Origin of the sequence: Enterobacter sp. 22466 (genome assembly GCF_052044775.1) — a bacterium.
GTDB lineage: Bacteria > Pseudomonadota > Gammaproteobacteria > Enterobacterales > Enterobacteriaceae > Enterobacter > Enterobacter dissolvens.
The window spans coordinates 190,191-211,063 of the sequence record NZ_JBQENX010000008.1 but is presented as its reverse complement, the minus strand read 5'-3'; the positions used below and the strand labels follow the sequence as shown (position 1 = coordinate 211,063).

General features: G+C 56.2%; 16 protein-coding genes. 7 read left to right on the top strand and 9 right to left on the bottom strand.

The annotated features are described in order from the left end of the window. Positions 1 to 20: 20 nt before the first annotated feature. Positions 21 to 2,867, bottom strand: coding sequence for a transporter substrate-binding domain-containing protein (locus ACTJJI_RS19995; RefSeq protein ID WP_228485929.1), 2,847 nt, complete (start codon positions 2,865 to 2,867; stop codon positions 21 to 23). 451 nt (positions 2,868 to 3,318) lie between these two features. Between ACTJJI_RS19995 and ACTJJI_RS19990 the strand changes: the two genes are divergently transcribed. Beyond that, positions 3,319 to 4,542, top strand: coding sequence for a tetratricopeptide repeat protein (locus ACTJJI_RS19990; RefSeq protein WP_440655305.1), 1,224 nt, complete (start codon positions 3,319 to 3,321; stop codon positions 4,540 to 4,542). Positions 4,543 to 4,570: 28 nt separating this feature from the next. On the opposite strand, the gene ACTJJI_RS19985 is transcribed toward ACTJJI_RS19990, so the two are convergent. Beyond that, on the bottom strand, positions 4,571 to 5,515 hold the full coding sequence (locus ACTJJI_RS19985) for an omptin family outer membrane protease (RefSeq protein WP_440655334.1): 945 nt from the start codon (positions 5,513 to 5,515) through the stop codon (positions 4,571 to 4,573). Between the two features lie 44 nt (positions 5,516 to 5,559). Further along, entirely contained in the window at positions 5,560 to 5,910 is a 351-nt protein-coding gene (locus ACTJJI_RS19980) for a hypothetical protein (RefSeq protein ID WP_014833646.1), read from the bottom strand. Positions 5,911 to 6,179: 269 nt separating this feature from the next. On the opposite strand from ACTJJI_RS19980, the gene ACTJJI_RS19975 reads away from it, so the two are divergent. Together ACTJJI_RS19975 and ACTJJI_RS19970 are read left to right on the top strand one after the other, a co-directional pair. Next, the gene (locus tag ACTJJI_RS19975) at positions 6,180 to 9,725 is read left to right on the top strand and encodes a response regulator (RefSeq protein ID WP_440655303.1); all 3,546 of its coding nucleotides are present in this window, start codon (positions 6,180 to 6,182) and stop codon (positions 9,723 to 9,725) included. A gap of 8 nt (positions 9,726 to 9,733) precedes the next feature. Beyond that, complete coding sequence (locus ACTJJI_RS19970) at positions 9,734 to 10,516, top strand: aminoglycoside adenylyltransferase family protein (protein WP_014833644.1); 783 nt, start codon at positions 9,734 to 9,736, stop codon at positions 10,514 to 10,516. A gap of 12 nt (positions 10,517 to 10,528) precedes the next feature. Here the strand turns inward: ACTJJI_RS19970 and gorA are convergent, their stop codons facing one another. Together gorA and ACTJJI_RS19960 are read right to left on the bottom strand one after the other, a co-directional pair. Continuing rightward, positions 10,529 to 11,881 carry a glutathione-disulfide reductase gene (gene gorA / locus ACTJJI_RS19965; RefSeq protein ID WP_063412042.1) on the bottom strand — a complete coding sequence of 451 codons (1,353 nt, stop codon included), beginning with the start codon at positions 11,879 to 11,881 and terminating at the stop codon, positions 10,529 to 10,531. A 71-nt stretch (positions 11,882 to 11,952) separates the two neighbouring features. After that, positions 11,953 to 12,795: a 23S rRNA (adenine(2030)-N(6))-methyltransferase RlmJ gene (locus ACTJJI_RS19960; protein ID WP_029883697.1), complete on the bottom strand. Its 843-nt coding sequence runs from the start codon at positions 12,793 to 12,795 to the stop codon at positions 11,953 to 11,955. 213 nt (positions 12,796 to 13,008) lie between these two features. On the opposite strand from ACTJJI_RS19960, the gene prlC reads away from it, so the two are divergent. After that, a complete protein-coding gene (gene prlC, locus ACTJJI_RS19955; RefSeq protein ID WP_014833641.1) occupies positions 13,009 to 15,051 on the top strand; it encodes an oligopeptidase A in 2,043 nt (680 codons plus the stop codon). A 7-nt stretch (positions 15,052 to 15,058) separates the two neighbouring features. Further along, positions 15,059 to 15,823: a 16S rRNA (guanine(1516)-N(2))-methyltransferase RsmJ gene (rsmJ, locus tag ACTJJI_RS19950; RefSeq protein WP_043951713.1), complete on the top strand. Its 765-nt coding sequence runs from the start codon at positions 15,059 to 15,061 to the stop codon at positions 15,821 to 15,823. Between the two features lie 66 nt (positions 15,824 to 15,889). On the opposite strand, the gene uspA is transcribed toward rsmJ, so the two are convergent. Then, on the bottom strand, positions 15,890 to 16,327 hold the full coding sequence (gene uspA / locus ACTJJI_RS19945) for a universal stress protein UspA (RefSeq protein ID WP_003861223.1): 438 nt from the start codon (positions 16,325 to 16,327) through the stop codon (positions 15,890 to 15,892). Positions 16,328 to 16,609: 282 nt separating this feature from the next. On the opposite strand from uspA, the gene uspB reads away from it, so the two are divergent. Further along, positions 16,610 to 16,945 (top strand): universal stress protein UspB, encoded by a 336-nt coding sequence (uspB, locus tag ACTJJI_RS19940; protein ID WP_003861224.1) that lies wholly within the window; start codon positions 16,610 to 16,612, stop codon positions 16,943 to 16,945. A 43-nt stretch (positions 16,946 to 16,988) separates the two neighbouring features. Here the strand turns inward: uspB and ACTJJI_RS19935 are convergent, their stop codons facing one another. The 3 genes from ACTJJI_RS19935 to pitA all read right to left on the bottom strand — a co-directional run bounded on the left by ACTJJI_RS19935 (position 16,989) and on the right by pitA (position 19,438). Next, positions 16,989 to 17,396, bottom strand: a complete 408-nt coding sequence (locus ACTJJI_RS19935) for a hypothetical protein (RefSeq protein ID WP_248042142.1) — start codon at positions 17,394 to 17,396, stop codon at positions 16,989 to 16,991. Then, positions 17,374 to 17,763, bottom strand: a complete 390-nt coding sequence (locus ACTJJI_RS19930; protein ID WP_048972534.1) for a polymorphic toxin type 44 domain-containing protein — start codon at positions 17,761 to 17,763, stop codon at positions 17,374 to 17,376. Before ACTJJI_RS19930 ends, ACTJJI_RS19935 begins: the two co-directional genes overlap by 23 nt. Before the next feature lie 175 nt (positions 17,764 to 17,938). Further along, entirely contained in the window at positions 17,939 to 19,438 is a 1,500-nt protein-coding gene (gene pitA, locus ACTJJI_RS19925) for an inorganic phosphate transporter PitA (protein ID WP_014833639.1), read from the bottom strand. 228 nt (positions 19,439 to 19,666) lie between these two features. Between pitA and ACTJJI_RS19920 the strand changes: the two genes are divergently transcribed. Next, complete coding sequence (locus tag ACTJJI_RS19920; protein ID WP_440655298.1) at positions 19,667 to 20,863, top strand: NAD(P)/FAD-dependent oxidoreductase; 1,197 nt, start codon at positions 19,667 to 19,669, stop codon at positions 20,861 to 20,863. The last annotated feature ends 10 nt before the right edge of the window (positions 20,864 to 20,873 follow it).

Below are 20,873 nucleotides of genomic sequence, written 5' to 3'. Positions count from 1 at the left end.
ATTGTCGATTGTAGGCCGGGTCAGCGCAGCGCCACCCGGCAAGAAGTACTGTTACGCAGTGCCGTCGCCAGGTCGCTAATCGAGCACGGCTTAAACAGACAATCGTTCATGCCCGCCTGTACACACCGTTCCTTAATCTCATGCATCGCATTGGCGGTAAAACCAATAATCCATGTCGGTGCCCGACCCTGCTCACGCTCAGCGTTACGCATCATTCCCGTTAGCTGATAACCGTTGATGCCTGGCATATTGCAGTCGGTGATCACCACATCAAACGCGGTGTCGGTCCAGATTTTAAGTGCCTCATCGCCACCGGAAGCCAGATGCGCGTGCTGCCCCAGCCAGGCAAGCTGTTTGGCCAGCAGGATCCGGTTTGCGGGATTGTCATCCACCACCAGCACGTTAAGCGCCGGTAACGTTTCCTCTTCCTCATCACGCCGGGCAGGCGGCGTAACGGCACGGGTGACTTTAGGCAGGGAGAAGGTGGCCCTGACGGTGGTGCCAACATGCTTTTCGCTGGCCAGCGTGAGCGTGCCATTCATGCTTTCACAGATGGTTCGGCTGATATATAGCCCAAGGCCGGTGCCCGCCCGACGATTGTCCGCCTGGCTGAACGGCTTAAAGAGCGCGGCCTGCTGGCTGGCATCAATACCCACACCGCTGTCCTGCACCTCGATAACAAACATCACGTTATCGGTGCCGGGCTCCTCGCGTTGCGATAAAGTCAGGGTCACGCTGCCGCGGTCGGTAAATTTAATGGCGTTGCTCAGCAGGTTGGAGAGCACCTGCTTAATACGCAGCGGGTCGGCGTAGACCTCGTACAGCGCGTCCGTCGGGAAGACTTTATTCAACTGGATATTCTTTTCAATCGCCACCCCCTGGAACACCCGCATCATGTTGTCGATGAGTTTGCCAAACTGCACGGGTTCCGGGTTGAAATCGAGATGCCCGCCCTCGATACGGGAGATATCCAGGATATCGCCAATCAACCCCACCAGACCCTCTGCTGAGTCGTAGGCGACTTCCAGCGCCTGAAGATCGTGCTCGCCCTTGCGCCCTTTTTTCAGGACGATGTCCAGCATGCCGATAATGGCGTTCATCGGGGTGCGGATCTCATGGCTCATGGTTGACAGGAACACCGATTTTGCCCGGTTAGAGTCTTCGGCGCGATCTTTCGCCTCGCTCAGCTCCGCCAGCAACGACTCACGTTCGGTAAGCATCTCGCGCAGCTGGGTGAGTTGCTCGTTCAGTTGCCTGCGCAGCGCTGCTTTGCGCACAATCTGTCGACGTAAATAGAGCGCCCATCCCAGCGCTAACAGCACCAGAACGGCGCTGAAGACACCCGTGGCAATCAGCACTTCGCGATAGCGATACCAGAAGCTGTCGACCACCACCAGCTCGTTGGGCCGCCAGCGGTTTGCCAGATTTTCCATCTCAATGGGTGAGATACTCAGCAGGACTTTATCCAGAATGCTCTGCAGCTCAGGGCTTGCCAGGCCTACGCCAAAGGAGATCCAGGCGGGGGAGTCGCCAACAATCGAAACCACCTTCAGCTTATCCTGAAAGTTGGTATAGATCTGATAATCCGTCATCACCAGAATGCCGATTGCCGCGTCGGCATCGCCGTTGGTGATGCTGGCGAGCAGCTGCGATTCATTGCCCACGTGGACAATCTTGATCTCCGGGTATCGCTCGCGCACCTGTTGTTCCACGCCGATGTTTTTCACCAGCGCCAGGCGTTTGCCGCGCAGGTCGGCCAGCGTGTTAATGTCGTTACGTGAGGTGGATGTCGCAAGGGCAAACGCGCTGCGTAAGTAGGGCCGCGTGAAGAGGATCTGACCCTTGCGCGCCTCGCTCGGCGTCACTGACGCGAGCATGTCAGCCTGCCCGTGGTTGACCTGGGCTATCAAATCATCGGTGGTATTGCCAGTCTCAAAGCTAAAGCGCAAGCCGGTGCGCAGCGACACCACGGAGAAGAGATCCGCCACCACCCCGCGCAGCATCCCCTTGTTGTCGATAAAGGAGACCGGCGCGGCATTATCCTGGCTGTAGATCAGCACGTTCACCACCGGATGGTGGGCGATCCACGCTTTCTCCTGGTCGGTAAAGACCAGCGACTTGGTTCCCTGCGCAATATCGACCCGATCGGGCTGCCAGCGGCGATAGAGATCCAGCTTTTCCTCTTCGGGTACCGCGCGGATGGTGGCGTTAATCAACTGGTTGAGCTGCGGGTTATTCTGGCTCAGGGCGAACCCCACTTCACGGTTGGGCAGCCGCGAGAAGCGCTCGATATGAATATTGTTTAAATAGTTTCGGCTCAGCGAATAGCTGTTTCCCAGATAGGCGCGTGAATGCCCAAAGGCCACGGCGCTCAGCGCTTCCTGATAGCTGTCAAACAGACGAAAGCGCGCGTTGGGATAGGCCGCTTTCACCTGTGCCAGAGGCAGGTAGTCCCGGACCATCGCGACGTCGGTATTCGCCAGATCGTCGGCGAGAGGCTGGGTATCCCGGTCGTTCGCCCCCAGCACCGGTTTATCGCTGGCATAGGGCGTTGAGAAGACAAAGGCGTCGTTGGCGTCAAAGGCGGAGACCGAGGGGATAAGATCGATATCACCGCGCGCCAGCGCCTGCCACAGATCTTCCTGCGAGTCGTACATTTTAACCTGCACCGGCAGATTAAGCTGCCAGGACACCAGGCCGAGATAGTCGGCGCTCAGCCCCTCATATTCATGGCGCATATTGCGCATACCGAAAGGGGGCGCGTCATAGCGTGTGATGCCCACCGTCAAATGTTGTACATGCTTTAGCAGCGTTGCCTGCTCTTCGGTAAGCGGCAGACGATTCATGCCCTCAATCGGGGTGCGCATCAGAATCTTATATTCTTCGCTGTGTGCCGCGGGCATCACGAATAAAAATAAAACCAGAAGCAAAAAACGGCAAAGGTAGTGGCGCATAACTTTTATAACGCTCCTGAGAATAAGATACTGATAGTGATATTCTGATTAAACGGTAAATGTATTGTTATAAGACAAGGCTTGGTTATTATTCTGGTAGTCGTTAATAACGAAAAGCGCAATGTCAGGTCAGGAACAGTATTATTTCTACGCGATCCTCTCAATACTAATATAAGCCTGCATTTCTGCCTGCTTTTTGCTCCTTACATGTTACGCCATTACGGATTGCCGGGCACATCAAGACCGGTCTTGTCGCTAACGTGACCGGCGACCGGGAAAATAATACGCACGTTTATTTAATTATTGAGCCTGGACGATGCGCCGATCCTTTCATCCTCATTCCTCTGCTGCAAAACACGAAGCAATGCGTCAGACATTTACTGCGCTGGCGGAACAGTACCGTCATGCAATGGCCGTGGCGGACTATGCAACGGCGTCCCGCTGCTGCGAAAAAGCGCTGGCCGTTCTGCCGCATAATATGTCGGTACAGAGCGATTACGCCCTGAGCCTGATGCGTGAGGGGAAACATGACAAGGCGTATAAGGTCTATCGCAAAATTTATCAGTCGCCGCGCCGTCATGAAGCGTCAGAAACCTGGCTCGATGGCCTGGCGGAATTATGCGGTCATATGGGCAAAACGGATGAAATGCGCGCCTGTGGTCTGGAGTCATTAACCCTCTCTGACCGGCGTTTTCGTCAGGGTACCGTCTGGCCACTGCCCCAGACGCCACCGCCACCTTTCCGGGCAGATTGCCCGGAAAAGAACATCATCGCGTTCAGTTTGTACGGCGATCAGCCGCGCTACTGCGAAACCTTAATTAAAAACATTGAGGCCGCCGCAGCGCTGTTTCCGGCCTGGCGCTGTCGCGTGTATCTGGATGACTCCGTGCCGCAGCACGTCTGGCAGCGGCTGACGCAGGCGGGGGCCTCGCTGGTGGATATGAGCCAGGAAAAGCACATCTACCCAACGCTGTGGCGTTTTCTGGTAATGGATGACCCGCAGGTCGAGCGTTTTTTAGTGCGTGATGCGGACTCCCTGCTCTCTGAACGGGAGCAGGTTTGCGTGGACGCCTGGCTGCGCTCGCCGTTTTATTTCCACCATATGCGCGACTACTTCACCCATACCGAACTGTTGCTGGCCGGGATGTGGGGCGGCTGTGGCGGCACGATCCCGAACGTGGAAGGTATGATGCGTCAGTTTGTGGCGAACTACCGGGGGAGCGCCCGTTTCACCGACCAGTATTTCCTCAAGGTGGCGCTCTGGCCCACGGTGCGGCAGAGCATTCTGAATCATGATGAGATCTTCGCGTTTCACCATGCTCAACCCTGGCCTGCTCATCCGCCTGTTCGCTGGCAGACTGAGCACTTCCACGTGGGCAGCAACGCCGGGTTTACCGTACTGGCGGGGCCGAGCGAGAAAGCCGGCGGTGAAAAGCAGGCTGTCGCATTACGCATTAAGGGAGAGCGCTATCGCTATACGGCGGTGGTGCGTAATGGACAATGGCGATTGCCCATCCCATTCTTCCTCGCCGACGGTTTTCGCGCAGGCGAGGTGCAGGTTGAGGTTATCCGGGATAATGGCGTCTGAGCCGGGCAACGCGCCCGGCACGGTGTGGTTAGAAAAGGTACTTCAGGCCGACGGTGGTCATGACGTTCCAGTTTTCAATACCACCGCTATTGTCTGCACGCTGTGTTTCGCCGGTGCTGTAATCATAGGCGGACAAGCTGCCTTTTTTGTTGGTGGTACGGTTCCAGGTTCCCTCAATGTACACTTTGGCATTGGGCGTCACGTAATAACCGGCGTTCCCGGCAATTGAGTAATAGTTCTGGTTTTTAACCTTCGATCTGAAGGTGATATCGGTCAGATAATGTTCATCATTATCTGACGAGCGTACCCACCCGCTGTATTTAAAGCTGCCACCAAACTCAAAACGTTCGTAACGGTAATGACCGACAAGGCCAATGTACGGCATTTTGTAACGCTGTTTGTAACCGATGACGGTCACCCCGGCCGGAAAATCACCGATGTCAGGTAATCCCGTATCCTCATCGGTATAGTGGTAAGAACCACCGGAGGCCTTAAAGCTATAGCGGCTCTCCTGATAACCGGCCATCACCCCGACCCGATAAGCGGGTTCGTTTAGCAGCCATCCCTTGATATTTACATCAAATTCGTTTGCGTAGTTCAGGCGGGTGTCAGGGTGTTTACTCTGATCGGTCCAGGCATCCTGATCGAGGTCCTGCCAGTCCGTATCATCCATATAACCGCCGCGGCTGGCGAGGGTAGTCCAGCCTGAAGCGCCGAGCGATACCCATGGCAGAAGATCCCAGTCAATGGAGCCTTTAATTATGGCCGCATTATTGTATTTCCAGTTGAGCTGGCTGTTTTTATGGCCGCTGGAGTCCGGCTCGTAAACCCGTTCTTTTGTCTTGCCGCTCAGGCTGCCCAGACCTATTTCACTGCTGACTTTTTCCGGGGTAAACAGAGCCTCTCCGGAATCTGCGAGGGCAGAAAAGGAAATGGGTATTGCAAGAGTCAGAGCCAGAATTGAACGCCTCATCATAAATCCTTCAATTATGTTGTGGGTTTACCTTTGGATGACGATTACGCGAGCTGCGTGACCTGCACCCCTGTCTGTACCAGCAGCTCTGTTTCCGTCCCCGGATGGTGATAAACCTCATACTGCACGCCGTCCAGGGTGACGGAGCCTCTCGCTTTCATCCACTCTCCTGGGTCGGCATCTGCCGGTAACAGGTCGGAAAGATTGAACTGCTCCTCCGGTGTTCCTTTGATCAGCAGTTGCTTACTGCTGTGGTCAGGAAAAAGGTTCTCCTCTCCCTGGATCAGAATATCTCCGGGTGTGATCTCCACCAGCGCCGGAAATTGACCGTTAATTGCCTCATCCGTTCTGGCGTCAGCGTTATTATTGCTGCGGTCATCTATCATTTTACTCATCACGGATTAACCTGTTTATATATAGCAAATCCCGGGCATTTTTACCGGGGGAAAACAGACTCGCAACAAGTCCGGTCTTATATTCGGGCCCGGGCGTTAATTTTTTAAAAACAAGACCGACCTTAGTCCGGGCTGACCCGCCTATTGCTAAAATTCCCGCACATTATGACGGGTATCCAGACAATGCAGAACGACGCGCGGTTGCTAAAATTAAGGCTGCACCCGTCTGCCTATTTCCAGCTCTCATCTTTCAGGGAACGACTCAAACGATGCGTTTTATCACTGCCCGGTTAATTAGCCTTTTTTTGCTGCTTTGCAGTATCGGGCAGATTCAGGCCCAGGACCTGACCCTGCAGCGCCGCGTACAGGTCAATGCGCCGCATGTCCAGTTCAGCGATGATGTTCAGCAATGGCTGAATAACAATCAGACGCTTCATGTGGGCGTCTGGGGGCAGCCGCATCCGCCTCTCAGCGAAGGGATGGGGCACGGGATTTTCAACGGGATTGCGGCTGATTATCTGGCGCTGCTGGAAGATAGCCTGAAGATCAACGTTAAACTCCACTATTACAGCCAGAGTCGTGATGCGTTCCAGGCGCTGCGTCGCCATGAAATTCAGATGGTGGCGATGTGGAACCCGGAGCTGTGGCCAAACCCCGATCTGGTGACCACACCGCCATGGCTGCTGGATAAGGCAGTCTTAATGACCCCCCGCGAGCGGGCCGACGACGCGCCCGAAGAGAGCCCAAAAACGTTAGGTCTGATGGCTGATACCAACGCCAGTCCGGCCCTGCGGCGTTACTATCCCGGCAGCACGCTCCGCTTCCAGTCCTGGTATCCTTCGGCCGTCAGCGCGCTGGCGTTTAAGCAGATAGACGCGCTGTGGATTAACCGGGCCAGCGCGGAGTACCTCACCCAGTATCATCAGGCTCAGGGGCTACGCTGGCGTTACAGTCCGGCGCTGCCCAATCTGAACATGAGCTTTGGTGTGGATCGCCAGTTGCCGCAGCTGGCGGAAGCCATCGACACGGTGTTTAAACATATCCCGTTAGCCAGCCGTTTGCGTATCACCACCAGTTGGGGGCTTAACCGGAGCTTCGTGATCACCACCAATCCGCTGGCGCTGGATCAGGAGGAAGAGAACTGGCTGCGGGAGCACAGTCAGATTCAGGTGATCCTGGACAGCCGCCAGCGTCCGCTGTCGTTTCTGGAGGAGGGATCGCCAGCGGGTCTGGTGGTTGACCTGCTCAACCAGTTCAGCGAGCAGTATGATATTCACTTCACAATATTGACCGCTAATAGCGACGCCGAACTTAACGCGCTAAAGCGGGACAACCCGGATGCACTGGTGCTCAGACAACTGGCTGAGGTATCGCAAAAAACAGCCGCCGCCACAGCGATGACCCCGCCGTTACTTACTACACCCGCCGTGGTGGTGATGGATCAGGAGATCAAACGACCGGACGATTTTTCCCAGCTAAAGGGCGAAAAGCTGGCAATTATGGCCGACGACCCGCTGCTACCATGGCTGGAAACCTGGTATCCCACAATCAAACTGGTGTCGTTGACGGACATGGACGATGCGCTCGCACGGCTGAAAAAAGGCGATGTGCGCGGGGTAATTGCGCCGCAGTTTATCGCCAACTATCTGGTGACGCGCCACCATCCCACCCGTTTTCATCTGGCAGTGACGGTACCCGTGCCTCCCATTGATGTGGTTATTGCCGCGCAGACCGACACCAGCCAGCCGATTAATATCCTCAATAAAGCGCTGGCGGATATGCAACCGCAGGGATTGATGCAGCTGGCGGGAGACTGGCGACAAGCGGCCATCGACAATAGCGAAACCTGGGCCCAAAGTTCATTACTCAATTCCCTGGTGTGGGGCGTGTTGCTTCTGCTGGTGGTGACCGGGTGCTGGCTGTGGATACAGTATCTGCGCGCCGCGCTGCGCCGTGGCAACGTCCTGCAGCACCAGCTTACCGAGCAGTTACGTTTTACCCAGGCGCTGATCGACGCCTCGCCCGTGGCGCTCTACGTTCGCGATCGCAACGGCCATCTGCTGCGCTACAACCAGGCCTGGGCGGATGCCATCGGTCAGCCGGGCGATGCCTTCCAGGGGCAGCCAGTAACGGCGATCGACATTGCCGAACCCACGGTGCTGGCGAACCTGGACGCAAAATACCAGCAGGCGCTGCAGGATGGTCAACCGCAGAACTGGTCTGACAGCTTTACGATCAACGATCAGACACGCTACCTGCAGGGCTGGGTGGTGCCGTGGCACGACAGTCAGGGGGAGATTGGCGGTCTGATTGGCGGCTGGCTGGATGTCACCGAGAAAGAGCAACTGATTGCTCAGCTCTCGGAGACCAAAAGTAATCTGGAGCAGGCGATAGGCAGCAAAAACGCGTTTATGCAGACGATGGGGCATGAAGTGCGTACGCCGCTCAGCGTGATCACCGGCCTGCTGGAGATGGAGCTTCAGGCGCTGGATGCGCGGCATGAGCATAATGAAAACCTGAATCTGATTTGGGAATCCTCCCTCAATCTGCTTTCGCTTATCGGCGATATGTTCGATGTCTTCCGCGCCGATAACCCGCAGCTGAACGGAACGACGCGCAACACGCATCTGCCGCAGTTAATCCACAGTACCGTGGCGCTTTACCGGCAACAGGCAGAAGCGAAAGGCATCACCCTGAATGTACTGATCGAGCTTTCTACCGAGCGCTTTACCACCGATCCGCTGCTGATTATTCGTATTCTCTCCAGTCTGCTGCGTAACGCCATTAAGCATGCAAATTGCCAGGAGATTGACGTTGAGGTGTACGAGGGCAGCAGAGATCCAAATGCCACGGCCATTCCGCTGGTCATCGAGGTATGCGATCAGGGCGAGGGCATAGATGGGGAGATGCTGGAGGAGATTGCCGGACGTGCGCATCACGTGACGCTGAAATCAGAGTGGACCGACACCGGATTCAGTTTACCGGCCTGTCTGTATATGGCGCAGGCCGCGGGTGCGCAGGTGCGTATCGACAGTGAACCGCATGAGGGCTGCGTGGTGAGCCTTCACTTTAACGCCGTGCCAGCGGCCAGCAAAGTATTGACCCCTGCGCCGGTCGAACAGATGCGCAGCCTGCATATTCTTGGCGTGGACGACTATCCGCCAGCACGCCGGGCGCTGCAGCAGCGGCTGGAGTCCTGGGGGCACCGGGTGTCGCTGGCGACACAGGGGGCGGAGGCGCTGTCGATGTGGCAGCAACATCCTGACCGCTACGATGTGATTATCACCGACTGTACCATGCCGGAGATGGACGGCTATGAGCTGGCACAGCAGATCCGCCATACCGAGCAGCTTTCCGGCCTGCCGCCTGTGCCGATCTTTGGCCTGACGGCGATCAGCGGTGCCGAAGCGGCAGAGCGCTGTATCGCTGCCGGTATGAATGAATATCTGGAAAAACCGCTGACGGCGGAGAAACTGCAGACGCTGCTGGATCGTTATTTTGCCGTCGGCAGCGCAAAACCTGATCTTGTCAGTGATGCTACGCGGGCGCTGCAGGCCGAAATGGTGGAGGTCAACCGCCAGGATGCCAGCCAGCTGACGCAGTGGCTCGCACAGAAAAATCGCGATAAGGTGGGGCGTATGGCGCACCGTATCAACGGCGGCGCGCGCATGATGAACATGACAGCGTTGCAGCAAGCCTGTGAAGCCCTGGAAACAGCCTGTCACGACGAACGAACCTGGCAGGAGATTGAGATCCTCGTCGGGCGCGTGCTGGAAGAGATGACCCGGTTTAATCAGCAGTTGTCCTCAGACTAAGAGGTAAGATGAACGTGCTCCCCTGTGCACAAAAACAGATCCAGACCGCCTGCGCCCTTATCGAAAGCATTCTCGGGCGCGAGCTGATGGCGATTCATTTATACGGTTCGGCGATGGACGGTGGTCTGAAACCGCTGAGCGATATTGATCTGCTGGTCACGGTGCGTTCGCCGCTGCGGGATGAACAACGGCATACCTTAATGCAGAAGCTGCTGGCCATTTCGGCCTGGCCCGGGACGTCGGAAATTTATCGGGCGCTGGAGGTGACGGTGGTTGTCTGGTCGCAGATTGTGCCATGGCAATTTCCGCCCATGCGGGAACTGCAGTTTGGGGAGTGGCTACGGGACGAGATTGCAAACGGTGAATACGAACCGGCGCAGCCCGACCCCGATCTGGCGATTTTACTGACCAAAGCGCGTCAAAACAGCCTCCCCCTGCGGGGAGAAGCGGCCAGCACGCTGTTTGAGGCGGTTCCTGAACGCGATCTGCAGCATACGTTTCGCCAGACCCTCGCGCTGTGGAACAGGGCCGACGATCTGGAGGGTGACGAGAGGCATATCCTTCTGACGCTGGCGCGTATCGGGTATAGCGTTGAAACCGGTCAGATCGCCTCCAAAGACGAGGCGGCGGCCTGGCTGCTGCCGCAACTGCCTGAAGCCCATGCGAAACTGCTGGCGGAGGCGCGTGCTGAGTATCTCGGGTTGGTCACCGTGGATTGGGCAGAAAAAATGCCTCAGATTGAGGCATTTGTACGCGACGTCAAAAAAACGATCCTGGAAAAAATGGCGTAACGCCGTCCGGCATTATCGCATCGTCACAAACTCTTCCGCCGCCGTCGGGTGGATCGCCACGGTGTTGTCGAAGTCTTTCTTCGTCGCGCCCATCTTCAGCGCCACCGCGAAGCCCTGCAGGATCTCATCCATGCCAAAGCCAATGCCGTGGATACCGACAATCTTCTCGTCCGGGCCGACGCAGACCAGCTTCATGCGGCACGGCTGACGGTGCGAGGTGACGGCGGTATACATCGCGGTAAACGCCGATTTATACACTTTCACCTGGTCGTCGCCATACTGCTCGCGCGCCTGCGGCTCGGTCAAGCCGACGGTGCCGATTGGCGGGTGGCTGAAGACCACGGTCGGGATGTTGCTGTAGTCCAGATGCTCGTCCGGCTTGTTGTTGAACAGGCGCTCGGAAAGGCGACGGCCTGCCGCAACGGCTACTGGGGTCAGCTCAACCGCGCCGGTGTTATCCCCGACGGCGTAAATGCCCGGGACGCTGGTGTTCTGGAATTTATCGACGACGATATAGCCTTTTTCGTCGGTTTTCACGCCGGTCACGCCGAGGTTGAAGTTATCGTTCGCCGGTTCACGGCCAATCGCCCAGATCAGGCAGTCGACGGTCTGGCTGCGACCATCTTCCAGCTCCAGGGTCAGGCTGCCGTCTGCATTTTTAATCACCGCTTTTGGCACGGCATTGGTATGCAGGGTTGGACCTTCGGTGTTCATCACTTCCACTAAGGTGTCGACGATCAACGGGTCAAAGCTGCGCAGCGGCGCGTGTTTACGCACGAACAGGTGCGCTTCAGCGCCCAGACCGTTAATCACGCCAGCCAGCTCGACCGCGATATAGCCCGCGCCCACCACGGCAACGCGCTCAGGCAGGGCAGGCAGCTCGAAGAACCCGTCGGAGTCGATGCCGTATTGGGCACCCGGAATGTTCGGGTGGCTCGGACGGCCGCCGGTGGCGATCAGGATATGATCGGCAGTGATCGTCTCCCCGTTCACTTCGATCGTTTTGGCATCGACGAAGCGGGCAAAACCGTGGATCACGTCAACGTTGTTCTTACCCAGCACGTTGTCGTACGAGGTGTGAATGCGGTCGATGTAGGCGGTACGGCTGGCGATCAGCTTCTCCCAGTCGAAGTGGTTGATCGTGGTGTCAAAGCCGTAATCCGGGCCATACATATGGATGGCTTCACGGATTTGCGCCGCATGCCACATCACCTTTTTCGGTACACAACCCACGTTGACGCAGGTGCCGCCCAGCGCTTTGGCTTCAATCAGCGCACACTTCTGGCCATACATGGCCGCACGGTTGATGGAGGCGATGCCGCCGCTACCGCCGCCGATTGCGATGTAGTCATAATGCTTAGTCATAGCTTTTATCCTTAATCGTGAATTGCCGCGATTGTATACCTGAAATCAATAGTTTCCACCGATGGCTGCGATTACTCTGGCACGATCCAGCTGACGGTGGCGTGACCTGTCCCGGCAGGTACCAGGGTTTTATGCAGCCACGGCAGAACGTTGTTCATCTGCGCTTCGAGCTTCCATGGCGGGTTAATGACAATCATGCCGGAGGCGGTCATGCCGCGCTGGTCGCTGTCCGGACGGACGGCCAGCTCAATCTGCAGGATTTTGCGGATGCCGGTCGCTTCCAGATCTTTGATCATGCGCTTGATCTGCGCGCGCAGAACCACCGGGTACCACAGGGCGTAGGTGCCGGTCGCAAAACGTTTGTAACCTTCGTTAATGCCGGTGACCACCGCCTGATAGTCGGTTTTGATTTCGTATGGCGGGTCGATCAGCACCAGGCCGCGACGGGAGACCGGCGGCAGCTTGGCTTTCAGCTGCAGGTAGCCATCGGCTTTGTCCACGCGGGCGCGGCTGTCTTTCTGAAACTCAGAACGCAGCAGCGGGAAATCGCTTGGGTGCAGCTCTGTTAACTGCAGGCTGTCCTGCTCACGCAGCAGCTGACGGGCAATCAATGGCGAGCCCGGGTAGTAGCGCAGCTGGCCGTTGCGGTTGAAATGATTCACCACACCAATGTATGGCTCCAGTTCGGCAGGCAGATCGTCCTGCTGCCAGATACGGGCGATCCCTTCCAGATATTCACCGGTACGCTCGGCGTGTTCGCCGCTCAGCTGATAGCGGCCCGCGCCCGCGTGGGTGTCCAGATAGAGAAACGGCTTCTCTTTCTCTTTGAGTGATTCGATGATCAGGCTCTGAACGGTGTGTTTGAGGACGTCGGCGTGGTTGCCTGCGTGAAAGCTGTGGCGATAACTGAGCATGGATGAATGTGTTCCGGGTAGTCAACGTAGGCCCGATAAGCGTAGCGCCATCGGGCAAAAATAGAGCGTATCGCCACAGTATACAGAAAAGTTTCCACGGCCGCGAAAGCGCAACGCCCGGCATTGAAATCCTCTACACTTAACCCCATTACTGAACCATATGCACAGCGCCGGATGCGCGCTTCATTCATCAAATTCAACAGGACAGCGTTTATGACCAATCCATTACTGACGCCTTTTTCGTTGCCACCGTTTTCTAAAATCCTCCCTGAGCATGTGGTTCCAGCCGTTACGCAAGCGCTGGACAACTGCCGCGCGGCGGTAGAAAGCGTGGTCGCGCAGGGCGGGCCGTACACCTGGGAAAATCTGTGTCAGCCGCTGGCCGAAGTGGATGACGTGCTGGGGCGTATCTTCTCCCCGGTAAGCCACCTCAACTCGGTAAAAAACAGCCCGGAGCTGCGTGAAGCCTATGAACAAACCCTGCCGCTGCTCTCTGAGTACAGCACCTGGGTCGGCCAGCACGAGGGGCTTTACAAGGCGTATCGCGATCTGCGCGACGGCGACCACTATGCCGAACTGAACACCGCGCAGAAAAAATCCGTCGATAACGCCCTGCGTGATTTTGAACTGTCCGGGATTGGCCTGCCAAAAGAGAAGCAGGTTCGCTATGGCGAAATCGCAGCGCGCCTGTCTGAGCTGGGTAACCAGTACAGCAATAATGTGCTCGACGCCACGATGGGCTGGACGAAGCTGATCACCGATGAAGCAGAGCTGGCGGGTATGCCGGAAAGCGCACTGGCGGCGGCAAAAGCCCAGGCCGAAGCGAAAGAGCAGGACGGTTTCCTGTTAACCCTGGATATCCCAAGCTATCTGCCGGTGATGACCTACTGCGACAACCAGGCATTGCGTGAAGAAATGTACCGCGCCTACAGCACCCGCGCCTCCGATCAGGGGCCGAATGCCGGGAAGTGGGATAACAGCCCGGTGATGGCGGAAATCCTCGCCCTGCGTCACGAGCTGGCACAACTGCTGGGCTTTGACAGCTACGCGGACAAATCCCTCGCTACCAAAATGGCCGAGAACCCGCAGCAGGTGCTCGATTTCCTGACGGATCTGGCGAAACGCGCCCGTCCTCAGGGTGAAAAAGAGCTGGCCCAGCTGCGCGCCTTCGCCAAAGCGGAGTTCGGCGTGGATGAGCTGCAGCCGTGGGACATCGCGTATTACAGCGAAAAACAAAAGCAGCACCTCTACAGCATCAGCGACGAGCAGCTGCGCCCGTACTTCCCGGAAAACAAAGCCGTTAACGGCCTGTTCGAAGTGGTGAAACGCATCTACGGCATCACCGCCAAAGAGCGTACCGATATCGACGTCTGGCACCCGGACGTGCGTTTCTTCGAGCTGTATGACGAGAAAAACGAACTGCGCGGCAGCTTCTACCTCGACCTCTACGCCCGTGAGAACAAGCGCGGCGGGGCGTGGATGGATGACTGCGTCGGCCAGATGCGTAAAGCGGACGGTTCCCTGCAGAAGCCTGTCGCTTACCTGACCTGTAACTTCAACCGCCCGGTAAACGGCAAGCCTGCGCTGTTCACCCACGATGAAGTGATCACCCTGTTCCATGAGTTCGGTCACGGTCTGCACCATATGCTGACCCGCATCGAAACTGCAGGCGTGGCCGGTATCAGCGGTGTGCCGTGGGATGCGGTCGAGCTGCCAAGCCAGTTTATGGAAAACTGGTGCTGGGAGCCGGACGCGCTGGCGTTTATCTCCGGCCACTACGAGACCGGTGAACCGCTGCCGAAAGAACTGCTGGATAAAATGCTGGCTGCCAAGAACTACCAGGCGGCAATGTTTATTCTGCGCCAGCTGGAGTTCGGCCTGTTCGACTTCCGCCTGCACGCCGAGTTTAGCCCGGCGCAGGGGGCAAAAATCCTCGAAACCCTGGCTGAGATTAAAAAGCAGGTCGCTGTTATTCCAGGGCCAACCTGGGGTCGCTTCCCGCACGCGTTCAGCCATATCTTCGCGGGCGGCTATGCGGCAGGTTATTACAGCTACCTGTGGGCCGATGTCCTGGCGGCGGATGCCTTCTCTCGCTTCGAAGAGGAAGGGATCTTCAACCGTGAAACCGGTCAGTCGTTCCTCGATAACATCCTGACCCGCGGCGGTTCAGAAGAGCCGATGGAGCTGTTCAAACGCTTCCGTGGCCGCGAGCCGCAGCTGGATGCGATGCTGGAGCATTACGGGATCAAAGGCTGATTGCTACGTGAAGATCTGCTTAGTGGATGAAACAGGCGCCGGAGACGGCGCCTTATCTGTTCTGGCGGCCCGCTGGGGGCTGGAGCACGATGAAGAAAACCTGATGGCGCTGGTGATGACGCCAGAGCATCTCGAATTACGTAAGCGCGACGAACCGAAACTCGGCGGGATTTTTGTCGACTTTGTCGGGGGCGCGATGGCACACCGGCGCAAGTTTGGCGGTGGCCGCGGTGAAGCGGTGGCCAAAGCGGTCGGTATCAAGGGAAGCTATCTTCCGGACGTGGTGGATGCCACGGCAGGGCTGGGGCGTGATGCGTTTGTGCTGGCCTCGGTGGGCTGTCATGTGCGAATGCTGGAGCGCAATCCGGTGGTGGCCGCGTTGCTGGATGACGGCCTGACCCGTGGCTACGCGGACCCGGAAATCGGCCCGTGGTTGCAGGAACGTTTACAGCTGATCCACGTCTCCAGCCTGACGGCGTTGACCGATATCACCCCGCGCCCGCAGGTGGTCTATCTCGACCCGATGTTCCCGCATAAGCAGAAAAGCGCGCTGGTGAAAAAAGAGATGCGGGTGTTTCAGTCGCTGGTGGGGCCGGATCTGGATGCGGACGGCCTGCTGGAGCCTGCTCGTCAGCTCGCGACGAAGCGGGTGGTGGTGAAGCGCCCGGACTACGCGCCGCCGCTGGCGGACGTTGCGACGACCAACGCGGTGACCACCAAAGGGCACCGGTTTGATATTTATATCCCCTCACCCCAACCCCTCTCCCCATAGGGGCGAGGGGCTCGATCCTTCCCTCTCCCTGTGGGAGAGGGTTAGGGTGAGGGGAATTTAATGCACTTACTCGTCTTCTTCATCACGCAGTGGAACAATCAGCATATCCACATGAACGGTGTTGATCAGCTGACGCGCTGAGGACATCAGCTTGCTCCAGAAGTCCTGATGGTGACCGCAAACCACCAGATCCATATCGTATTTCTTGATCGCATCGACCAGCACCTGGCCCAGATCGCCGCTACCGCTTAAGGTTTCAGTGATCGGGTAACCCGCGTTGGTGGACAGTTCGCTCAGGGCGTGGTGAGTTTCTTCGGAGATGCGCTTCTGCATATCGCCGAGATTAACGTCGATCAGACCGGTGTAAAGGTCGGAGTAATTCACATCAACGTGAATCAGCGAAACTTTCGCGTTGTAGGGACGTGCCATGGATACTGCTTTATCAACCAGCACTTTGCTCTCCGGAGAGAGGTCTACCGCGATGAGAATGTGTTTGTAAGCCATAGTGTTACTCCTTCCTTAAGTTATCGATGACTAAACAGAAAGCCGTCGTCTGATGCTTTCATTACGGCCCAGTTAAACAAAATTTTCAAGCTTTGGTGTTGATAACGATTAACCTTGTGGCAAAAAAATTAACGGATCTCCTACACTATTTAATGAGCCGTTCGGATATTAAAACGCGAACCGGATCGACTTTTGGTCATTCTTTCACTGAACTGTCTGTCAGGGCATTGGGGTGCGGTAGCTCAGAAGCCTTGCTTCGTGGGCGGACGCCGGGGAGGATGTATGATTAGCACCGTCGCATTGTTTTGGGCGTTATGCGTAGTTTGCATAGTGAATATGGCGCGCTACTTCTCATCGTTACGTGCGCTGTTAGTGGTACTTCGTGGTTGCGATCCGTTGCTTTATCAGTATGTGGACGGTGGAGGGTTCTTCACCTCGCATGGACAGCCCAGCAAGCAGATGCGTCTGGTGGGATATATCTACTACCAGCGTTACCGGGATCATCACGATGAAGAGTTTATCCGCCGCTGCGAGCGCCTGCGTCGCCAGTTCATTTTGACCAGCGCCCTGTGTGGCCTGGTCGTCGTCAGTATGATTGCCTTAATGATTTGGCACTGAGTATTACAGCAGGCGGGGTAAGCCCCGCCTTCTTTCATCTGGCTCAGGGCTTAACTGAGAACCGGAGATCGGTGATATTGTTCTCAATAGAAATAACCTTCCCGCTATAGGCAATTTTCACTTCCCCGCTTGTATCAATACTGGCTGAGGTAATCGTGCCTGTACCTTCGATGACCGGATACTTCATAGCAAGCTGATGGATAATGTCAGCATCTTTCCCTGAGAGCGCCCCCGAGAGATAGTAACGGTAGATTGTTGGTACGGTTGTACCACCCTGATTGTTCACGGTCATATAGAGCCAGACGCTATCGGATAATTTATAAACGCGCTGTAGCTCATCGCTTTTTCGCTGATTGGGCTGATGGTTTAACCAGAGAAATCCAATGACCATTGCCAGAAGCGAAACGGTAACAAGGCGATGAATCCATTTAATAGCCGTTTTGAATGGCATACTCGATTCCTTCTCTGATGTTGCGTTGGTCCGTTGGGTCGTCTCCGTAAGGCGGCTTTTCGTACCATTTTCCCCATTTCGGTTTTGAGGTACCTGCCCGGCCTTGAGCCCAGCCTGCTCCCATAAGAAGGATGGTTGCAGGGATACCTGCCGCAGTACCGGCGGCTCCGAAGTTGAAGTTACCAAATGCAGCAAAATATGGGTCGAATTTTTTATAATCCCAGGGCCCGCCATTCCGGACTTTTTGATAGAACCAATAATACGTTGAGGGCGTGGCCATATTGCGTGACATTCCATTAAGGCGTGCCTCACGCATATTGTTCGCTATAACGATTGAACCCGGTCCTGAAATAGGGACAGAAGCCATACATTCTCCTTTGTCTGGATGTTTCTTCTGGTCGCCATGATAGTTTTTTTTGTGTTTTGAACTTGAGCAAAAAATGTTCAGAAAATCCTCATGTTATCAAATACCTCATGACAAATAGCAGCCATAAAAAAAGCGGGTCAGTTTCCTGACCCGCTTTTTTGTCGCATCTCACCGATTAAATCAGCTTCAGCGCAATCCAGTACAACCCACCCGAGAGCAGGATAGACGCCGGAAGCGTAAATACCCAGGCCATCAGAATGTTGGTCACGGTTTTGCGTTGCAGACCGCCGCCATCAACAATCATGGTACCTGCCACGGACGAAGAGAGTACGTGGGTGGTGGAGACCGGCATACCGGTGTAGCTTGCCAGACCGATAGAGACCGCCGCCGTCATCTGCGCGGACATGCCCTGCGCATAGGTCATGCCTTTCTTACCGATCTTCTCGCCGATGGTGGTTGCCACACGACGCCAGCCAATCATCGTACCGATACCCAGTGCCAGCGCGACAGCCATGATGATCCAGATTGGCGCGTACTCAATGGTGTTGAGCATATCGCTTTTCAGTTTCTTCAGCAGACGCTTGTCGTCAGCATTCACGTCTGGCAGCTTCGCGACTTTGTCGGTCACGTCAGAGATGCAGAGCATAATGCGACGCAGCTGACCACGCTGTTCAACGGCCAGTTTGTCGTAGCTTTCGATATCGCCCAGCATGCCCTTGGCACGTTCCAGTGCGTTAATCGCGTTAGCCGGATGGCAGTGGAACTCACCTGGTGCGGTGGTCGCACCCGCTTCAGGAGACGGGATCAGCTGGTCAACGCCGGTTGCTTTCTTCAGCAGATCGGGATGCTGCTGGAAGTAAACTTCAACGTTGTTGATGGCATCACGGGTACGGGTGATTTCGTATCCGGAAGCATTCATGTTGACCACGAAGCCCGCTGGCGCAACACCAATCAGTACCAGCATCACCAGACCAATGCCTTTCTGGCCGTCGTTCGCACCGTGAGAGAAGGCCACGCCGATGGCGGAGATGATCAGGGCGATACGTGTCCAGAATGGCGGCTTTTTCTTGCCGTCTTTCTTCTCACGCTCTGCTGGCGTCAGGTGGATACGCGCACGTTTTTTCGTGTTGCTCCAGTAGCGACGCAGGATAAAGATTAACCCACCTGCAACCACCAGACCGACGATAGGCGAGATGATCAGAGAGCCGAAAATGCCCAATACTTTCGGGATATTCAGCGCATCAACGACGGAAGTGCCGGTCATCAGGGCGTTGGTTAACCCGATACCGATAATGGCGCCGATGAGGGTGTGAGAACTGGATGCAGGCAGGCCGAAATACCAGGTACCGAGGTTCCAGATAATTGCAGCAAGCAGCATTGAGAACACCATAGCGAGGCCATGGCCAGAACTTACGTTAAGCAGCAGATCCGTTGGCAGCATATGCACAATGGCATACGCAACGCTCAGTCCACCCAGAAGGACACCAAAAAAGTTAAATACCGCCGCCATCACGACCGCCAGTTGCGATCGCATTGCGCGAGTGTAGATAACCGTTGCTACTGCGTTTGCAGTGTCGTGGAAGCCGTTGATCGCTTCGTAAAACAGTACAAAAACCAGAGCAAGCAATAATAAAAGCCCGGTATGTAAATCCAGGCCGGCAAACAAATGTAGCATAGGACGTTACGCCATTTTGAGGACATGAACGCGGCGCATTATCCAGGACAAATGCGCGGCGGGCAAAGTGAAATATAGACTTTTTTTGACATACCACCTGATTTGGGAAAAGTGCCTGAAAGGATATTCTTTAAATTTCAATGAAATGGCTTTGTAATATCTTTTTACGCTGGTGTGACCACAGAGGAAACTTTACAATCCGCGGCAGTGAACAAAGAGGGGTTTGACGTGGAAAGGTTTGATGCCGTGGTAATTGGCGCCGGTGCGGCGGGTATGTTTTGTGCGGCGATGGCCGGACAGGCGGGTCGTCGCGTGCTGCTGCTGGATAACGGTAAAAAGCCCGGGCGCAAGATCCTGATGTCTGGCGGCGGTCGCTGCAACTTTACGAACCTGTATGTCGAACCTGCGGCCTATCTGAGCCAGAACCGCCATTTTTGTAAATCTGCGCTGGCGCGTTATACCCAGTGGGACTTTATCGAGCTGGTGGGTAAGCACGGCATCGCGTGGCATGAGAAGACGCTGGGACAGCTGTTCTGCGACGACTCCGCGCAGCAGATTGTCGATATGCTGGTGACCGAGTGCGAGAAGGGCGGCGTGGTGATGCGCCTGCGCACGGAAGTGCTGGAGGTGGCGCGCGACGAGCAGGGCTATACGCTGCAGCTCAACGGTGAAACCGTCAGCGCCGATAACCTGGTCATTGCCAGCGGCGGTCTGTCGATGCCGGGGCTGGGCGCCTCGCCATTCGGCTACAAAATTGCCGAGCAGTTTGGCCTGAAGGTGCTGCCAACGCGTGCGGGACTGGTTCCTTTTACTCTGCACAAACCGCTTCTGGAACAGCTTCAGACGCTTTCTGGCGTTTCTGTACCTTCCGTTATTACCGCCGAAGACGGAACGGTGTTCCGCGAAAACCTGCTCTTTACCCATCGTGGCCTCTCGGGGCCGGCGGTGCTGCAAATCTCCAGCTACTGGCAGCCGGGCGAGTTCGTCACGGTTAACCTGCTGCCGGAGTGCGATCTGGATGCGTTCCTCAATGAACAACGTGCGGCGCACCCGAATCAGAGCCTGAAAAATACCCTGGCGATGCAGTTGCCAAAGCGTCTGGTGGAGTGTTTGCAGGGGTTAGGGCAGATCCCTGATGTTTCCCTTAAGCAGCTTAACAGCCGCGAGCAGGAGACGCTGGTAGAGACCCTGACAAACTGGCGTGTGCAGCCCAACGGCACCGAAGGCTACCGCACGGCGGAGGTCACGCTGGGCGGCGTCGACACGAATGAGCTCTCCTCTCGCACCATGGAAGCGCGCAATGTGCCGGGGCTCTACTTCATCGGTGAAGTGATGGATGTGACCGGCTGGCTCGGCGGGTATAATTTCCAGTGGGCGTGGGCCAGTGCCTGGGCGTGTGCGCAGGCGCTGGCAGAGAAGCCCTGAGGGAGTCCAT